Source organism: Dolichospermum compactum NIES-806, from assembly GCF_002368115.1.
GTDB lineage: Bacteria > Cyanobacteriota > Cyanobacteriia > Cyanobacteriales > Nostocaceae > Dolichospermum > Dolichospermum compactum.
This window is the reverse complement of record NZ_AP018316.1, coordinates 4,385,296-4,402,557: the sequence shown is the minus strand read 5'-3', so window position 1 is coordinate 4,402,557 and position 17,262 is coordinate 4,385,296. Positions and strand designations below refer to the sequence as shown.

Below are 17,262 nucleotides of genomic sequence, written 5' to 3'. Positions count from 1 at the left end.
TGGACTTGGTTTGTGTAGTTGCGATTTATAATCGCCGGAAACTTTTCAAACATCTTATTAGGCGCTTTTATGAACACCATTAATGCTCTTTACGAACAAGATTATTTCCTTTGGCTGGAAGAAACCTATAAATTACTAGAAAATAATCGCATTGAGGAATTAGATTTTTTACATTTAAAGGAGGAAATTCTCAGTTTGGGTAATGAACAAAGGCGGAAAGTTGACAGTTACCTGCGTCAATTGCTCATTCACTTATTGTTGTATAAGTATTGGAACTCTGAAAAAGAATACTGTGCCAAAGGTTGGCAAAATGAAATTGATAACTTTCGATTTGAGCTTGAGTTATTGTTAAAGTCTAAAACGTTGTATAATTATTTCTTGCAAGAAATTGCAGAAATTTATGTTAAAGCCAGAAGACAGGCTATCAAAAAAAGTGAATTACCTGCTCATCTTTTTCCTGAAAGTTGTCCGTTTTCTGCCGATGATCTACTTGATCCAGAATTTCTTCCCGATTAAAATTAGTGATGTCCCTGTGAAATTTCTATAATAATGCTTTTCAAAAATGGGCGATTCCTAGGTCGCACTAGTTCCCTCCGGGACGCAATGCGTTCGCGATCGCGCCCGGCAGTTTATATTAATGAATGAATCATGTATCAAAGTGAAGCACCTCCGCACAAAAACCTGCCCACCATGTATGATTTACCTAGTGAAGACATTGATGAAGAATTAGACTCCACAATTCATCCCCGTCCACCCTGGGAAACCATGCCAACGATGTATGATTTACCTGGTGAAAATCCAGAGGAGCCAGGTTTGCCAGACGAATTTCATGACTTTCAACCGCAATTATTACGGGAAACCTGTCAGTCTCCCCTTTATCCCAAAGAGGAAATGTTCATTGGTACGGATTTAAACTTATACTATGATGGTCGTCATTATTCATGGTATAAAAGACCTGATTGGTTTTTAGTCTTAGGTGTAGCTGCTTCCGAAAAACAAGAAGATATGCGGTTGAGTTATGTAGTTTGGCAGGAAGTAGTAGCTCCATTTTTAATAGTAGAATTATTATCACCAGGTACGGAAGCAGAAGATTTAGGACAAACATTAAGAAGCGCGAATAAACCGCCGACAAAATGGCAAGCCTATGAACAATATTTGCGATCGCCCTACTATATTATCTTTGATAGATATGAAAATAGCCTAAGAGTATTTCAATTACGTGGGACAAAATATCAAGCTGTGGAACTGACAAAACCAAAATTCTGGTTTCCTGAATTGGAATTAGGACTAGGAGTTTGGTCAGGAAAATATCAGGATACAGAAGGTTTGTGGCTACGTTGGTACAATCAAGATGGTGATTGGATTCCTACTTTTGCCGAAAGAGCAGAACAGGAAAAACAACGAGCAGAACAGGAAAAACAACGAGCAGACAAACTAGCGGAAAAACTGCGGGCTTTGGGAGTGAATTTAGATGAAATTTAAAGAAAATTAACCGAAAAAAGCAACTTACAGGTAAGCTGTTACGCAGCTAAATTTGATAACCATAATTTACTTGAACTTTGTGGTGCGGGCATCTTGCCCGCTAGAATTATACAAACTAAATGCACAACAGCTTACAGAAGGTTTGTGGCTACGTTGGTATAATCAAGATGGTGATTGGATTCCTACTTTTGCTGAACGAGCAGAACAGGAGAAACAACGAGCAGACAAACTACAGCGATTTCCAATCATCTAAGCTACATCTTAGCCCCCTCATCGCACCCCCCTAAATCCCCCCGCTGCGGGGGGAAGAAAAGGATAAGCTTTTGATACTGGAGGGGGTTGGGGGTGGGGTTCTTGTTCCAGGTTTGATGACAATTTGCTGTAGCTGAAAAATTGCGGGCTTTGGGGGTGAATTTAGATGAAATTTAAAGAAAATTAACTTAAAAAAGCATTTCCGCAGGTATGTTATTGTGTGTCTATTACCAAGCACCCCATTCCCAAGCTATAATTGGCTCTAGGAGGTAGTCCAGAACGACAAAAATTTACAGCAGAATTTGCTGAAAAATATATGAAACAGTGGCACAGTCCAAAATTAGATGATATTATCCAAGAGCGCCGTTATAAGTTAGAACAAGAACGCAAAGATCTAATTGTCAAGACAAAACAATGGTTAGATGAATTTTCGCCAGAATTTGGCATAGATGAAGCCTACATTTTTGGTTCTGTAACCCGTGGTGGTAAATTTCGGCAAAATTCAGATGTTGATGTCGCAGTAGAAAATATCAATCCAGAACAATATTGTTTAGCTATTAGCCTACTCTCAACCTATTTAGAAAGGGATGTAGATATTATCAGATTGAATGATTGTCATTTTAGCGATCGCATTCGGCAAACAGGAATATTATGGAAAAAAACACCCTAATTATCTTCCAAACGGATGTCAAATATCAATTAGCGGTGATTGTTGCTATTAATCAAAAATTGGTTGAACGTTCTGAAAACTTAACCTCTGATAATCCAGTTTTATTAGAAAGTATCGCTTACCAAATTCATAACTTATATGGTGCAACCGAAGATCTACTAAAAATAGTAGCCTCCTATTTTGAAAATAATATTACCGATACTGCCCAGTGGCACAGTGCATTACTCAGAAGAATGAGCCAAAATATTCCCGAAATTCGTCCTTTTTTAATTTCTCCGTCAACCTACGAGATTTTAAATAGTTTAAGAGGATTTCGCCATTTCTTTCGTCATGCTTATGGGGTAGAAATAGAATATGAGCAACTAAAGATCAATTTATTTAAAGCATTAGCATTATTACCAAATCTTGAAAAAGATATTGAACTCTTCCTGGAAAAAATTAACTAGTTAACAGGAAGCGGGAGTAGGGAGTGGTAGGGATAAACTCAGGACTAAACACAATAATGGAAAACATTTATACAGAAAACAGCAATCAAACTCTAGAAGAAAGAAAACAAGAAGCATTACAAACAGCCGCAAAATGTCGGCAAATTCTCCTAGAAAATGGAGCAAAGGAGGTAATATTATTTGGTTCTTTATCAGGAGAAAGTCCTTGGCATTGGCAATCTGATTTAGATTTAGCCGTGAGAGGAATGTCAGAAAAACAACAATGGGAAGCCTATTCTCTTTTGGAAAAAATCACACCTACTTGGTTAAAAATAGATTTGGTAGCATTAGAAGAAATCCCAGATTTTGTCCGTTCTCGCATTCTCAAAGAAAAGCCCATGCCTACTAATAAATATTTAGCCCTAAAAACCCGTATTGAAGATGGGATGATAGCTTTAGATCAGAATTGTCAAGCTTTAAAACAATTAATTGCTCAAGCAGAAACCATTCCAGAAATTGCTCTCACTCCTGCCTTATCCAGTTATATTTGTGATTTTTACACAGCTTGTGAGCGAATTAGCGAAAGAGTTGCTGTGACTTTAGATGGGGGAATACCAAAAACAGAAAATTGGCACGAACAACTATTGTTACAAATGGCAGAAATTGGTGGAGAAAATCGTCCTCCCTTATGGCAAGGTTCACTATTATTACAATTAAATGATTATCGCAAGTTTAGACATTTAGCCCGGCATAATTATAATCTGCAATTACGAAAAGAAAGAGTATTAGAATTAGCCCAACAAACAGAAACAATTATAGCAAAAATTCAAGAGGCGATCGCTATTTTCAATAATTGGCTAGAATCTCAAGCACAAGACATATAATTCACGAAATTATAATTCTTCCCAAAACTTGTTAGTTAATATAGCATCTACATCATTGGGAAATGGACAAAGATTGGAAAAATAAACATCAGGATAACTATCTTTGACATTTTCCAATGCCATTTCATAACTTTTAGCGAAAATTTCTCTCAAAAAAGTTTTCAAACTTGGTGAATCTTCTAATTCAATTTGTAATCTTTGGCGAAAATTCCGTATTTCAATTTCCCAACCTCGATAACAGTCTGACATTGGTACATAACACCGTTTTAATAAATGTTCTAATAACCGCACCAAAAAACTCCTGACTGCTTTACGCTGACTTTTGCCCAAAGATTCTACCTCTTCAATTAAATTCTCCCAATCTAAATTATCATGATCTCGCGTTTTTAACTTGTTAATTGTATCTTCAATCCAGAGAGAAAAATCCTGTTCATAAAGATTTTTTACTGATTTTACTGATGTTTTACTCATAGTTGATATGGGCGGTTTATTTTGGCTGTATTATAGCATTATATTTTAAATATAAGATCCCAGACTTATTCAAGAAGTCGGGGATCTACAGATTGCAATAAAGTTGTGCTAAATTGGTTAAGCGTAGTACCAATTCCACCGTTAATAGAATTGTTCAACCATCTAATCTAAATACCAACAATAAACAATATAATAACTTAACACTGTTAGCGATCGCACTTGAGTATGACAGTTCTACAACTCCCTCCCCCCAATACTCTACCTCGAATCACCTGGGAAAAACTACCAGCAGATTTTCCTCTACCAGATGAACCCGTGGAAAATAACTTCCAACCCCTTCTCGCTGCTGCTCTAAGAGAGTCCCTAGAATTAGCAGGTTTAATTCTAGAATCAATGCTGATTGCCTCCAATTTTGGTCTATGTGCCACAGTGGATGAAAAAAGCATCGTCAAAGCACCTGATTGGGTTTACGTGCCTTCTGTCCATCCTCTACCCCCAGGAGAAATCCGTCGTAGTTACACTCCTCACAGCGAAGGAGAAAACCCAGCCATTGTCATGGAATTTATATCCGCAACAGAAGGAACAGAATATTCCATTAATCCTCATTATCCCTATGGAAAGTGGCACTTTTATGAACAAATTTTAAAAATTCCCACTTACGTGATTTTCCATCCCCAAATTGGAATTTTAGAAGTTCATAATTTAGTTAACGGTAAATACCAGCAAGAATCTCCAGATGAAAGTCAGCGCTTTTGGATAGAAGCTTTAGACCTATTCTTGGGTGTATGGATAGGAAAAAAAGCCGAATTTGAGGGTTATTGGTTACGATGGTGGGATAAATCTGGAAATTTATTACTCTGGGGAAGTGAGTTAGTTAATCAAGAGCGTCAAATAGCAGAAAAAGAACGCCAAATAGCAGAACAAGCAGAACAAAAAGCTGTTAAACTAGCTGAAAGACTGCAAGCAATGGGGATTAATTTAGAAGATATTTAAGAACCGAACCTTTTAGTAAAGAAGAGACCTTGGATACTGAGTATCTACCATTAACTGTTGTTGAGAAACATAAAAAAGACTTAAAATTTATGAATCAGCCTAACTTAGCTTATACATCTGATAATCCTAAATTAGATTATCGCGTGATCATCAAAAAAATATTAAACGGTAATTTTGGGTATATTTTTGGCAGATTTTATATGTGCAGAAAATATTATTCTCAATTCAAAAGAATAAAGCAACTTTTTCAAAAAAATAAGATTGAGAATAGTTTGAAGTTTAAAACTCAAATATTAAATTGCTCTAATCTTGAGCCACAAGAAATAGCTAGTTACATTAAAAATAACTCATATTACGACCAACTTGAGCTAAATCAACAATCAGTTGCATCCATAGTAGCAGCCGCCAAGACAGAAAACCTGATTGCGACTGGAAATGGTTTATCTTTTACTTATGATGAATATCAGTATCAGACCAAACAAGATCATAAAATTGCAATGGCTAATGTAGATCAACCTCTAAAAATAAAGGAAATACACAAACTTAGGTATGATAGTCAATTATTAGATATTTCATCACAATACCTGGGTTACTTTCCCACTAGCTGTGATGTCAGATTGTGGTGGAGTTTTGCGAATACATTATCTCCAGAAGCAAGACGTAGCCAGAATCAAACCATTGACTATCATTATGACATACATGGATTTAACTTTTTCTATGTTTCTTTTTATCTAACCGATGTAGATATTAAAAGTGGCGCACATATTCTTGTTAAAGGGAGTCATGTAAATAAAAAGATGTTTATGCTTTTGCGTAGTGCGCGTCTTCCTGAAGAGGTAATTCATCAAAATTATTCTCCAACAGACATTATTACAATTCAAGGTAAAGCAGGAAAATGTTTTCTTGAGGATGCTTCCTGTTACCATAAAGCTTTAGCACCCATTGAACATGATCGTTTATTTCTACAACTGAGGTATTTTTAATATGTTAGTAACTAAACTGGGTTTTGGCTGTGCTTCAATTTTAGGTAAAATTGACAAAAAGAATAGCCTTTATGCTCTTAAATTAGCACACGAAGCAGGTATTAACTATTTTGATATAGCCCGTTCTTATGGTTGGGGTGAAGCAGAATCCCTATTGGGAAATTTCTTAATACAAGAGAAAATTTCTAGAGAAAATGTAGAAATTACAACTAAATTTGGTTTGAGTCCACGTAACAATAAATTTATCAGAATAGCTAAAACATTAGCAAGAAATATTGTCAATTATATCCCTCAATCTCAAACAATAGTCAAGTCTGCGGCTGGTCAGGTTTCACCTAAGATAGACTTTACAGTCAAAAATGCAACTATTAGCTTAAATACCAGCTTAAAATCTTTGCGTACTGATTATATTGATAATATATTATTTCACGGTTATGACTTTGAAAACAAATCAGATGACATCTTTGAAGTGATTGAATTTTTAGAAGCACAAAAAAAATGTGGTAAGATTAGAAGTTATGGATTTGCTACATATCAATCAATAGAATTAGTAAATAACTTCTTCACATCTCAAAATATTAAGCCTGATATACTTCAAATAGCCTGTGGAGGAATTGGTAAGCATGATTCAATGACATTGAAAAATCTTGCTGATAAAGATATAAAAATTGTGATGTATTCTCCCTTTAGAATTGAACCGAGTATAGCATTGATATTTGAACAACTTAAGGATAAAAACCTCTATTCTGAAATTGAGTCTATATTTGGAAGAAAATTTATTCCACAAGAAAATATGCACCAAATTATATTATCATATTTTCAAAGAATTTATTCACCTTACGCAATTGTAATCAGTATGTTTAATCCTCAGCATATTAAAATCAACCAGCAAGCAGTTCAACAAGAAAAAATCAGTAAGGAACAATTTGAGTCTTTTGAAAGATTGCTTATTCTTCATAAGATCATTTAAATAATAGATTTTGATGTATAAATAACCCATCAAAAATTAGTTGATATAAATGCTAATGCTTTGTTAAAATCTAAATATTTTCCATTTTCTCTAAGAATACTATGAAATCTATATTTTCTAGCCTCGTTCAAAGCCCATACATCATAAATACAAGATCCTTTTTAAGGAAAAATAGTATTGGTAGAAAGTTTTTAGCATACCTATCTACTAAAATTAGTAAAGGATATGAGAGTAATTTTGAATCTGCTTTATTGAGATATATTAAAGCTGGTGATATCGTATGGGATATAGGAGCAAATATTGGATATTATACAGAACAAATATTGAGTCAAGTTGGAAATGAAGGTAAAGTTATAGCTTGTGAACCATCACCTTTAAGCGCACAGTTGTGCAGAAAAATTCCTAATAAGGGAAACTTAATTGTGATCGAATCAGCATTAGGCAGTAAAACTGGAACTACATATTTTTCTCTTAATGATGATCCAACTTCCCCAACAAATAAATTATCAAATTATGGTAAGACAAGTAATAGTATAGAAGTAGAAATTACTACTGGTGATAATATTTTCAAGCAATTAGGTTATACTCCTAATGTGATCAAAATAGATGTAGAAGGAGCAGAAATTGAAGTCCTTAGAGGTATGCAGAAAGTTTTAACTTCTTCAGATTTGAGGGCAATTTTTATTGAAGTACATTCTCAAATACTTGAACAGAATGGATATCATGATGCAATTAAGATAATAACTCAAATTTTAAATAATAATGGTTTTAATATTAACTGGACAGATTTTTCACATATTGAAGCCATTAGAAAATAACTTTGCAGGTAGATTACCTTGTATTAGACATCTGGAGGTAAAGACTTTCCATAAAACATTGTCGCTTTATTCAAGGTAGCATTTATGATTTACCATATTCTCAACTAGGAGACAACTTTGATATTGTGATTGCTGTTGAGGTAATTGAGCATTTATTTTATCCTAAAGAATTAGTCAGAAACGCTAAAAAATGCCTCAAACCCAATGGTGGGTTAATTCTAACCACACCCTATCATGGTTATTTAAAAAACCTAGTGATGGCTGCTACAGGGAAAATGGACAACCATTTTACCGCTCTTTGGGATGGTGGTCATATCAAATTCTTTTCCGTACCAACTATGACGGCTTTACTTAAATCAGAGAACTGTACAAATATCAAGTTTAAGTTTGCAGGTAGATTTCCCTACCTTTGGAAAAGTATGTTGTGTTCTAGTACCATAGTTCAATAACAAGAATTTATTTGAATATCCTCATGTTAGAACAAATTACCCCCCTCATCCTTACCTATAACGAGGAAAATAACATTAATCGTACCCTAGAAAAACTTAAATGGGCAAGTAAAATCATTGTCATTGACAGTTATAGCACAGATACAACATTAAAGATTTTGTCTCAATATCCTCAAGTAGAAGTATTTTCCAGAAAATTTGATACTCATGCTACTCAGTGGAACTATGGATTAGAAAAAGTTGCAACTGAGTGGGTTTTATCCTTAGATGCAGATTATATTGTCACTGATGCACTAACAACTGAAATAAAAAATCTATCTCCCAATTCTGGCATTGATGGCTATTTTGCTAAATTCAAATATTGTGTATTTGGTAAACCCTTACGAGGTACTATACTACCTCCCCGTCAAATTCTTTTCCGTAAAGACAAAGCAATATATATTGATGACGGACATACTCAACTTTTAAAGAATCAAGGTAAATCTAGTCAATTATCAGCATACATCCACCACGACGATCGCAAACCATTGAGTCGTTGGTTATGGGCGCAAGATCGTTATATGGTAATTGAAAGTAAAAAACTTCTAGAAACACCAGAGCATGAACTTAGTATAGGCGATCGCATCCGCAAAGAGAAAATCCTCGCACCTTTAATCATCTTCATCTATTGTCTCATCCTCAAAGGCGGTATTCTTGACGGTTGGCATGGATGGTATTATACATTTCAGAGAGTTTTAGCAGAACTATTGCTGGGTATACATATAATAGAAGCAGAGAAAATAGATATTCAGCAAACTCAAAAATAAAAACCCAGCAAGCACGATGGTAATATGACAACCCAAATCATCCCTAACCCAGAGATTCAGCAAATTGAAGACTTCATTGAGTTCCTTACCCAAAAATATGTTCACCCAAAAGACATCATTTCCCAACCACCTCGGATTCTCGGACTTCAAGAAGGTAAAGAATGGATAAGCAAAGACTTTAACAATCCTCTCCCGGATGAGTTTTGGCTAGGTGAAGGATGAACCTATTACTAGATACCCATTCTTTCATTTGGTGCGGCATCTGTCCAAATAAACTTTCTACAAGAGCCACTAGCCTGATTTTAGACCGAAGCAATCCCAAGGGTTGTGATTGCTTCCCTTCGCTCGCAATGACTGTAAATATTTTTGTCCAATTTAAAATCCGTGAAATCAGCGTAATCCGTCTAATCCGTGATTCAGAGCTTTTTGTCCGCGATAGTATACGTTCCCTGTTTTGGATTGTCTCAGGTCGTACAGGAGCCAGCTTTAACCCACGTTTTCACTCCCCATTTTATGCGTTTAGACAATTACACACTTGAGAATTATACACCTGGAGCGCCATATATCCAACAACTTCTATGGTATTTCATTGGCTCACCCATAGTGGAGAGTTATTGGCTGCCTATATCATCTATAAAAGTTTCAATACTGAGACTGTTTGGTGCTACTATAGGTAAAGGTGTACGCATTAAAACAGGAGTAAAAATTAAATTTCCCTGGCGCTTGACCCTTGGTGATTACGTTTGGATTGGAGAAGATGTCTGGATTGATAATATAGCTCCTGTGGTGATCGAAAATCATGTGTGTTTGTCTCAGGGAGTTTATCTCTGTACTGGTAATCATAACTGGAATCACCCCAACTTTGAACTAATTCCTGGAGCTATTCATATTCAAGAGGGTAGTTGGATAGCGGCAAAATCAGTCATCGGACCTGGTGTTACTATTGGACGGGGAGCAGTTTTAGCATTGGGTAGTGTCACAGGAAGATCCTTAGAAGCGAATATCATCTACTCAGGAAATCCGGCTAAACCAATCAAAAAAAGGACAGAATGGGAAAATTTGGCATCAGACACCACCAAAAATTAGCGGAGTGCGGGTTCTACCGCTCCCCCGGTGATTAAATATTCATTTTAGATGTCCAAAACTATTGCTGTATATGGATTTTATTTAAGAGCGATTCCTACAAAATATCAGGGATAAGCACTCCATCCATATAACGTTTAATTTATGATAATCCTCATTTAAATGTATCCTCTAGCTTAATTGAGGTGTTATATTAACAAATAGCAATTTCCTCACAATAGTAACAACGTTGATATATCGTTCCATTATTACTTAAGTATGTGAACAGAAAGATTTAAAGGTATGTGAAGAAAAGTAAAATCACTCAAAACTCTCTTCCTGTTCCCAGTTAAGAGTTCCCAGTTAAGAGTTCCCTGTTCCCTTGCCCCAACGACAATTTTTAACGCCCACCTACTTACACAATAAAAATCAATGCTTAATAAGCAAATTACAAACCAAACAAGTTCTATCAGTGATATCATTCCGATCGCTGAATCATTTCCCAATCCCACCTTTTCCCAATTTTCAGAAGAGGCTAGTGATTTTAACCTCAAGTCCTTTCTTGGTCTTTTACAGCGCCGAGCAATTATCATCATAGGAGTTGCTTCCGTTGCTATGGGTAGTGTTATTTATGCAACTTTTAACCAAGTACCAATTTATGAAGGCAACTTCAAAATATTAGTTGAATCTGTTAATAGTGACTCTGAACTAGGGAAAATCAACATAGGAGTCGGTAATACCTTTAGTCCATCTGGACTAGATTATGATAGCCAAATTCAAGTACTCCAAAGTCCAGAACTGCTGAAAGATTTTATTAAAGAAATACAAAAATCTCATCCTGATATTGATTATAATACCCTTACCAAACGGTTAACTATTCGTCGCTTGGGAGAATCAAAAATAATCCAAGTTAACTATAAAAGTGAGAATAACCAAGAAATTAAACTCATATTAGATCCTCTGGCTGATTTTTATTTAAAATATAGCCTCAACAAGCGACAAACAAAGCTCCGTCAGGGAGTTCAATTTGTGGATGCAAAACTACCTGAAATCCGAATTAGGCTAGGACAGTTGCAAAAAGAAATGCAAATGTTCCGCCAAAGATACGATTTTATTGATCCGGAAAACCAATCTGGAGTAATTTCTTCGCAAATTCAATCTTTGACACAACAAAAACTAACTATCAATCAACAGTTAACCGCTGCCAGATCTGCTTATGACAGGCTACAGAGACGTGAAGAACAGTTAGCAATTCTCAATACTGCCCCTCTTTATCAAACCCTAATTGCTCAACAACGCCAATTAGATATCCAGCTATCTGGAGAATTAACTCGGTTTCAACCAGATAACCCAGTTATCCGCACCTTACAAGAAAAAAGATCCAACCTTTTACCTATTATTGAGGCAGAAGCAGCACGCACTATTAATATCAGAATATCTGAAGCTACGAATCTAATTAAGAAAATAGAAGTAGACAATCAATATATGGTACAAGTAGAAAAACAACTGCAATTTAAATTAGACCAGTTGCCAGTTTTGTCTCGGCAATATACTGAAATTCTACGGAATTTACAAATAGCCAATGAAAGTTTAAATCGCTTTTTAGCTGCTCGTGAGCAATTGCAAATACAAGTAGCTCAAACAGAACTACCTTGGGAATTAATCCAAGCACCTAGTAAGTCTCTATATCCAATTTCTCCAGATATTCCCCGCAATTTGATGTTGGGATTTGTGGCTAGTTCTTTATTAGGCATAGGTGCTGCTACTCTGAAAGAACAGACTGATAATACCTTTCACAGTGTTAAAAATGTCCAGGATAATATAGGAATGCCTTTATTAGGAACTCTTCCCTTTAATAAAAACTTAGCTCAGAATCCATCTTTAAAATTGACAAACAAAAATCAACAACCAGAAGTAGTTTTAGACCCTCTTCTCCTAAATGATGAACCAGCTAAAACTTCTGCTCGTAGACCTTCCCAATCAAGGTATTATTATGGACAGGGATCATTTTGGGAATCTTTACAAGTTTTATATAGTAATATTCAACTGCTTAATTCTGATAAACCAATTAAGTCTTTAGTTGTTTCCTCTGCTGTCCCCGGAGATGGTAAAAGTACGGTGGCATTTAGTCTGGCAAAAACAGCCGCGATTATGGGGAAAAAAGTATTAATTGTAGATTGTGACCTCCGCAAATCCAAGGTTCACAAACTATCAAAATTAAATAATCTCTGGGGACTAAGTAGCTTAATTTCTTCAGATATAGATGTCAAGCAAGTAATTCAAGAAATGCCCGGACTTAATGGTTTATCTGTGATTACGGCAGGTCCTTTACCACCTGATCCGGCGCGGTTACTATCATCAGATAAAATGATTCAACTGATGAACTATTTCTCTGAGAATTTTGATTTAGTGATTTATGATACTCCTCCTTTGTCAGGATTAGTAGATGCTAGACTAGTAGCAATTAATACTGATGGTATCATGCTAGTTGTCAGAATTGATAAAACAGATAAATCAGTCGTCAAGCAAGTTGTTGATGCGCTAAAATCATCTCCCATCAATTTACTAGGAACAGTAGTCAACGGCGAGAAATTCCGAGGACTGGGATATAACTATAATTACAGATATAGCTCATATTACTATAGTAATAGTAAGAGATAAACACGGGTGAGATCTAAACTTTTGCCAAATGACAAAGAACCCAGATGTGTATGGGTAAAGTAAAAGCTTATTGGTGTCAACTTAAGGTGAAAGCCTTGTAAAATATCAGTTTCACCCTTTCTCGTTCCCATACAGAGTATGGGAACGAGATAAAAATAAAGGACAAACAGATGAAGCCTTGACAAATATGGGCAGGAGGAGAATCGAACTCCTATGACCTCACGGCCGCCGCATTTTGAGTGCGGTGCGTCTACCAATTCCGCCACCCGCCCTTGGGTGTAACTTTACCATTATAGCCTATTTTTTTAGTTTGGCAATAGGTAATTAGATTTAATTTAGAAACTTTTTGGAAAATTTCCAGAAACGGATTCCTGTAAAATCTACCAATTCCGCCATCCGCCTGGGGATGGAGATTCACTTTTGTAATTAATACCGTGATTTTGCACTAACTTTTGGTACTCTTGACTACTTGCCCAACGGTCAATTTCCCTAGCTCGTAATACGGGGACAGGATGGCTTAATTGGGCTGTGCGGGCGGATTTGACCATTTCACCCAATTCGGTTTTGCTAATGTCATCATAGGCACGAGCTTGGTCAACAAAGGCATCTAAATTGAGTTGGGGTGCTAAACTGGGAGAACCGCCGGCTAACTTCATTAATACTGACATGACAACTTTTGGGTCTTGGGTAGCTAACAAAGCGGCGCGATCGCAGGTAAACTCAGCACAGCGGACCCATTCTAATAATTGTGACTGGATAGCTTGAGCCAAGACAGCGCCGACATTTGGGACAATGGCAGCGGCTAAAATCAACAAATTCACAGGTGTTAAGTATACGCTATGATCGCATTTAAGATGACCTAATTCATGGGCAATTACAGCCTGTATTTCTTCAGGTGTAAGAATCTCAATCAAGGATGTATGAATGACCACAAAAGGCTGCTTACCGCGCATAGCAAAGGTGTAAGCGTTAGGGGCTGGATGTTGACGCACATATAACTGAGGCGGATCAATATCCAGAATTTGACAAGCTTCTAGTAGTAACTTGTGTAAATCAGGAAGTTGTTTTTCTCCCACCAAAATACTAGAAGCGATATTTTCCACATAAAAAACCTGTTCAGCCATTGGACCTAGCAAATTCCGCACCATCATATCTAAACCGGGAATTTGTTTGAGAGTTTTCGTAGCTTCCAAGTCCAGAGGATGACGGAATGAGTCTGCTTTTAAGCCTGTGAGCGAGGTTTTGAGTAAGGACATAGTATTTAAATTAATAAAAGATTGGGCATGGGATAATGGCGGTATGAGTTATGTTATGCCTACGGCACGCTGCACAAAAGAGCAAAAACGCAAAGTTTAGAAGATACAAGGTTGGGTTAAGGAGGGAAAACTCAACCTTGATTTCAAACTCTTACTCTCTGAGACTCTGCGCCTCTGCGTGAGGTAAAATCATATTCTGAATCAGCAACCCTACCTGAGCTTCGGGAATACCTGGACAAGCTACGTTAGTACCACCTAAGCCACAATAACCACCAGGGTTTTTGGCTAAATATTGCTGATGGTATTCTTCAGCATAATAAAATTCAGGTGCATCTAAAATTTCTGTGGTAATTTTACCATATCCAGCGCCGCTGAGGGCAGCTTGATAAGCGTTCTGTGATGCTTCCGCTAATTCTTTTTGCTCTTGTGAATAAACGTAAATTCCTGAACGGTATTGAGTACCAGCATCATTACCTTGACGCATTCCTTGGGTGGGGTTGTGGCTTTCCCAAAACACTTTCAACAGTTGGGAATAACTAATGATTTTGGGGTCAAACACCACTAATACCACTTCATTATGACCTGTCATGCCACTACATACTTCTTGATAGGTGGGGTTGGGTGTGTAACCAGCCGCATAACCTACCGCAGTGGTGTAAACTCCTGCTTGTTGCCAAAATTTGCGCTCTGCTCCCCAAAAACAGCCTAAACCAAACATGGCAGTTTCTAAGCCTTGGGGAAAAGGTGCTTTCAGAGGATTTTTATTAACGTAATGTTGTGCGGGTACTCGCATTACTTCTGCCCGTCCTGATAGGGCTTGCTCAGGTGTAGGTAGGGCTGACTTTTTACCAAATCCAAATATTCCCATTGTTTTTAATTTGTATTATGTATGATTGCTATTCTTTTTTATTGTAAAGATTTTTGTAGCTATTACGGGTTGGGATGAATAAATTTCAGGGTGTTATTGATGAATCGTTTCTGGGCGCAGTCCCTGCGCCCCTACTTTCTGAATTTTTCATGGTTACGTCAAATACTTCTGCAAAACATTGATCTATAGAATGTCGGACTTGGTTACAGGTAATGTCGGGAATCCATCTAGCTAAACTGCTGACTGGTTTATCAATAATGCCACAGGGAATAATTTGTTGAAATCCTGTCATGTCTGGACATACATTTAAAGAAAAACCGTGCATTGTAATCCATTTACTCACTTTTATGCCGATGGCGGCAACTTTGTATCCTTCTAGCCAAACTCCCGTAAAACCAGGAATCCGTTCTCCTTTCAAGTCGTAATTTGCTAAAACGCGAATTAATACTTCCTCAAGTTGACGCAAGTACCAATGGAGGTCTTGGCGGTAATGACGCAAGTTTAAAATGGGATAACCTACCAATTGTCCTGGACAATGATATGTGACTTCGCCACCTCTTTCAATGCGATGCACATTATAATCACTTTTGTCAAGATTAAATTTAATAAATTCTGGATTTGCTCCTGTCCCCAAGGTGTAAACGGGGGGATGTTCTAGCAAGATTAAGACATCATCTAGTTCTGGGTTGTGAATGCGCTCTGCAACTAGCGATCGCTGCCACTGATGAGCAGTTTCATAAGGCATTACGCCAACATTATATAGTAAACAACGGTACGGGGTTAATTGAGTGCTAGGAATCATCAGTGAATAAATGATAGGCAAGAAAGAGGCAAGAGGTAAGTCTTATTTCCCAAAAATATAACGAACAAATGTCAAGCTATGCAAAGGATCTTAAAGGAACGTCAAGGAAATAAACTTTAGAACTTACAAGATGCTAGTTTGAATATATAACCTCAATGGGTGTTGGGAGGAGAGCATTCAGATCAGACAATACCAACTAATTTACAAAACTGATGGCAACTTAACAGTTTATAAGACCTCGCGGTAAGCGTAAAACTCAGCGGCTAAAGCCGCTGAGAGTGTCAATTGTATCAATCAGGATCAAATTTCCCAAAAGAGTTGTATTCTCTATACAATAGTGAACAAGACTGGGGGACGAAAAAAGGCGAGGACTCCTATTTTGGTAAAGTTCAATAAAAGTAGGTGTTTAAAAGAACCATATCTCAAGCAGCCTAATTCAATAGTTTTGCTTAGATAGCCAATTGCTTACAGCGACTTCCAATCATGTAAGGTACATCTTAGCCCCCTCATCGCTTGCGGGGAGGGGGTTGGGGGTGGGGTTCTTGTTCCGGGTTTGATGACAATTTGCTTAACAACCAGTTGGGAAACAAGACGATAAATAAGCGCCAACTTGAAGATGCAAGAAGTGTTAAAAATGCTAAAAAACAATGTCTTAGGGATAAGTAACAATTTGTGTCGGTGGCAGTGATAGGCCTTACCGCAATTTCTATTCCTAACCGAAAACATCACATATAATATTGAGCGGGAGAGTTTACATGAAGCTTGTCATCCACGGTAAAAATATTGAAATCACTGATGCAATTCGTGAATATGTGCATCAAAAGATTGAAAAAGCAGTTAGTCACTTCCAGAACATCACCAATCAAGTGGATGTTCATTTAAGCGTAGCCCGCAATCCCCGAATAAGTACAAAGCAAGCGGCAGAAGTAACTATTTATGCTAATGGTAGTGTTATCCGTGCGGAGGAAAGCAGCGAAAGCTTATATGCAAGTATTGACCTAGTTGCCGACAAAATTGCTCGACAATTACGGAAATATAAGGAAAAAAGGCAGGATCATCAAACTCAACCTATATCAACTAACGAAGCAGTAGCACCGGAAACCGTTGCAGCGGATCTAATAGGCGATCGCACCCCTGGATTACCCGAAGAGGTTGTTCGTACCAAATACTTCTCTATGCCGCCTATGACATTGGCAGAAGCGCAGGAACAACTACAACTGGTGGGTCATGACTTTTATATGTTTCATAATGCCGAAACCGGAGAGATTAACGTCATTTATGAACGTAATCACGGTGGTTATGGAGTCATTCAACCCCGCAATAACGGTAATGGCAACGGCAAAAATGGCAAATCAGCTAATGTTGGTATTCCCGAAAAATCGCACTCTAAATAAAGTCTGATTAAATTCT

The 17,262-nt window shown here is 37.0% G+C and carries 20 protein-coding genes, 1 tRNA gene and 1 pseudogene; 17 read left to right on the top strand and 5 right to left on the bottom strand.

The window, feature by feature from the left end:
* Positions 1 to 69 precede the first annotated feature (69 nt).
* The 6 genes from CA730_RS20460 to CA730_RS25010 all read left to right on the top strand — a co-directional run bounded on the left by CA730_RS20460 (position 70) and on the right by CA730_RS25010 (position 3,713).
* Positions 70 to 516, top strand: a complete 447-nt coding sequence (locus CA730_RS20460; protein ID WP_096670082.1) for a DUF29 domain-containing protein — start codon at positions 70 to 72, stop codon at positions 514 to 516.
* Between the two features lie 132 nt (positions 517 to 648).
* Complete coding sequence (locus tag CA730_RS20455) at positions 649 to 1,482, top strand: Uma2 family endonuclease (protein ID WP_096670080.1); 834 nt, start codon at positions 649 to 651, stop codon at positions 1,480 to 1,482.
* A gap of 52 nt (positions 1,483 to 1,534) precedes the next feature.
* A complete protein-coding gene (locus CA730_RS24690) occupies positions 1,535 to 1,735 on the top strand; it encodes a hypothetical protein (RefSeq protein ID WP_157750033.1) in 201 nt (66 codons plus the stop codon).
* A gap of 315 nt (positions 1,736 to 2,050) precedes the next feature.
* Entirely contained in the window at positions 2,051 to 2,404 is a 354-nt protein-coding gene (locus CA730_RS20445) for a nucleotidyltransferase family protein (RefSeq protein WP_096671684.1), read from the top strand.
* On the top strand, positions 2,386 to 2,850 hold the full coding sequence (locus CA730_RS20440; protein ID WP_096670078.1) for a ribonuclease toxin HepT-like protein: 465 nt from the start codon (positions 2,386 to 2,388) through the stop codon (positions 2,848 to 2,850). Before CA730_RS20445 ends, CA730_RS20440 begins: the two co-directional genes overlap by 19 nt.
* 56 nt (positions 2,851 to 2,906) lie before the next feature.
* The gene (locus CA730_RS25010) at positions 2,907 to 3,713 is read left to right on the top strand and encodes a nucleotidyltransferase family protein (RefSeq protein ID WP_172891220.1); all 807 of its coding nucleotides are present in this window, start codon (positions 2,907 to 2,909) and stop codon (positions 3,711 to 3,713) included.
* A 9-nt stretch (positions 3,714 to 3,722) separates the two neighbouring features.
* On the opposite strand, the gene CA730_RS20425 is transcribed toward CA730_RS25010, so the two are convergent.
* Positions 3,723 to 4,184, bottom strand: a complete 462-nt coding sequence (locus CA730_RS20425) for a DUF29 domain-containing protein (protein ID WP_096670076.1) — start codon at positions 4,182 to 4,184, stop codon at positions 3,723 to 3,725.
* A 225-nt stretch (positions 4,185 to 4,409) separates the two neighbouring features.
* Here CA730_RS20425 and CA730_RS20420 point away from each other — a divergent pair, with 225 nt between their 5' ends.
* The 10 genes and pseudogenes from CA730_RS20420 to CA730_RS20375 all read left to right on the top strand — a co-directional run bounded on the left by CA730_RS20420 (position 4,410) and on the right by CA730_RS20375 (position 12,926).
* Positions 4,410 to 5,177, top strand: coding sequence for a Uma2 family endonuclease (locus tag CA730_RS20420; RefSeq protein ID WP_096670074.1), 768 nt, complete (start codon positions 4,410 to 4,412; stop codon positions 5,175 to 5,177).
* 89 nt (positions 5,178 to 5,266) lie between these two features.
* A complete protein-coding gene (locus tag CA730_RS20415) occupies positions 5,267 to 6,160 on the top strand; it encodes a phytanoyl-CoA dioxygenase family protein (RefSeq protein WP_096670072.1) in 894 nt (297 codons plus the stop codon).
* A gap of 1 nt (position 6,161) precedes the next feature.
* On the top strand, positions 6,162 to 7,130 hold the full coding sequence (locus CA730_RS20410) for an aldo/keto reductase (protein ID WP_096670070.1): 969 nt from the start codon (positions 6,162 to 6,164) through the stop codon (positions 7,128 to 7,130).
* Between the two features lie 101 nt (positions 7,131 to 7,231).
* Positions 7,232 to 7,948, top strand: a complete 717-nt coding sequence (locus tag CA730_RS20405; protein WP_096670069.1) for an FkbM family methyltransferase — start codon at positions 7,232 to 7,234, stop codon at positions 7,946 to 7,948.
* A gap of 50 nt (positions 7,949 to 7,998) precedes the next feature.
* On the top strand, positions 7,999 to 8,397 hold the full coding sequence (locus CA730_RS20400; RefSeq protein ID WP_269076532.1) for a class I SAM-dependent methyltransferase: 399 nt from the start codon (positions 7,999 to 8,001) through the stop codon (positions 8,395 to 8,397).
* 23 nt (positions 8,398 to 8,420) lie between these two features.
* Positions 8,421 to 9,203 (top strand): glycosyltransferase family 2 protein, encoded by a 783-nt coding sequence (locus tag CA730_RS20395; RefSeq protein ID WP_096670067.1) that lies wholly within the window; start codon positions 8,421 to 8,423, stop codon positions 9,201 to 9,203.
* 24 nt (positions 9,204 to 9,227) lie between these two features.
* The gene (locus CA730_RS20390; protein ID WP_096670065.1) at positions 9,228 to 9,425 is read left to right on the top strand and encodes a DUF2281 domain-containing protein; all 198 of its coding nucleotides are present in this window, start codon (positions 9,228 to 9,230) and stop codon (positions 9,423 to 9,425) included.
* Between the two features lie 206 nt (positions 9,426 to 9,631).
* Positions 9,632 to 9,742 (top strand): annotated as a pseudogene (locus CA730_RS26500) (YdcF family protein); the annotation flags it as partial.
* A complete protein-coding gene (locus tag CA730_RS20380; RefSeq protein ID WP_096670063.1) occupies positions 9,717 to 10,289 on the top strand; it encodes a WcaF family extracellular polysaccharide biosynthesis acetyltransferase in 573 nt (190 codons plus the stop codon). The pseudogene CA730_RS26500 and the gene CA730_RS20380, both read left to right, overlap by 26 nt.
* 408 nt (positions 10,290 to 10,697) lie before the next feature.
* Positions 10,698 to 12,926, top strand: a complete 2,229-nt coding sequence (locus CA730_RS20375; RefSeq protein ID WP_096670061.1) for a GumC family protein — start codon at positions 10,698 to 10,700, stop codon at positions 12,924 to 12,926.
* 188 nt (positions 12,927 to 13,114) lie between these two features.
* On the opposite strand, the gene CA730_RS20370 is transcribed toward CA730_RS20375, so the two are convergent.
* The 4 genes from CA730_RS20370 to lipB all read right to left on the bottom strand — a co-directional run bounded on the left by CA730_RS20370 (position 13,115) and on the right by lipB (position 15,852).
* Positions 13,115 to 13,198 (bottom strand) — tRNA-Leu (locus tag CA730_RS20370).
* Positions 13,199 to 13,306: 108 nt separating this feature from the next.
* On the bottom strand, positions 13,307 to 14,182 hold the full coding sequence (locus CA730_RS20365) for a M48 family metallopeptidase (RefSeq protein WP_096670059.1): 876 nt from the start codon (positions 14,180 to 14,182) through the stop codon (positions 13,307 to 13,309).
* A 151-nt stretch (positions 14,183 to 14,333) separates the two neighbouring features.
* The gene (gene msrA / locus CA730_RS20360) at positions 14,334 to 15,050 is read right to left on the bottom strand and encodes a peptide-methionine (S)-S-oxide reductase MsrA (protein WP_096670057.1); all 717 of its coding nucleotides are present in this window, start codon (positions 15,048 to 15,050) and stop codon (positions 14,334 to 14,336) included.
* A gap of 85 nt (positions 15,051 to 15,135) precedes the next feature.
* Complete coding sequence (gene lipB / locus CA730_RS20355) at positions 15,136 to 15,852, bottom strand: lipoyl(octanoyl) transferase LipB (protein WP_096670055.1); 717 nt, start codon at positions 15,850 to 15,852, stop codon at positions 15,136 to 15,138.
* A 755-nt stretch (positions 15,853 to 16,607) separates the two neighbouring features.
* On the opposite strand from lipB, the gene hpf reads away from it, so the two are divergent.
* Positions 16,608 to 17,246 carry a ribosome hibernation-promoting factor, HPF/YfiA family gene (gene hpf / locus CA730_RS20350; RefSeq protein WP_096670053.1) on the top strand — a complete coding sequence of 213 codons (639 nt, stop codon included), beginning with the start codon at positions 16,608 to 16,610 and terminating at the stop codon, positions 17,244 to 17,246.
* Positions 17,247 to 17,262 lie beyond the last annotated feature (16 nt).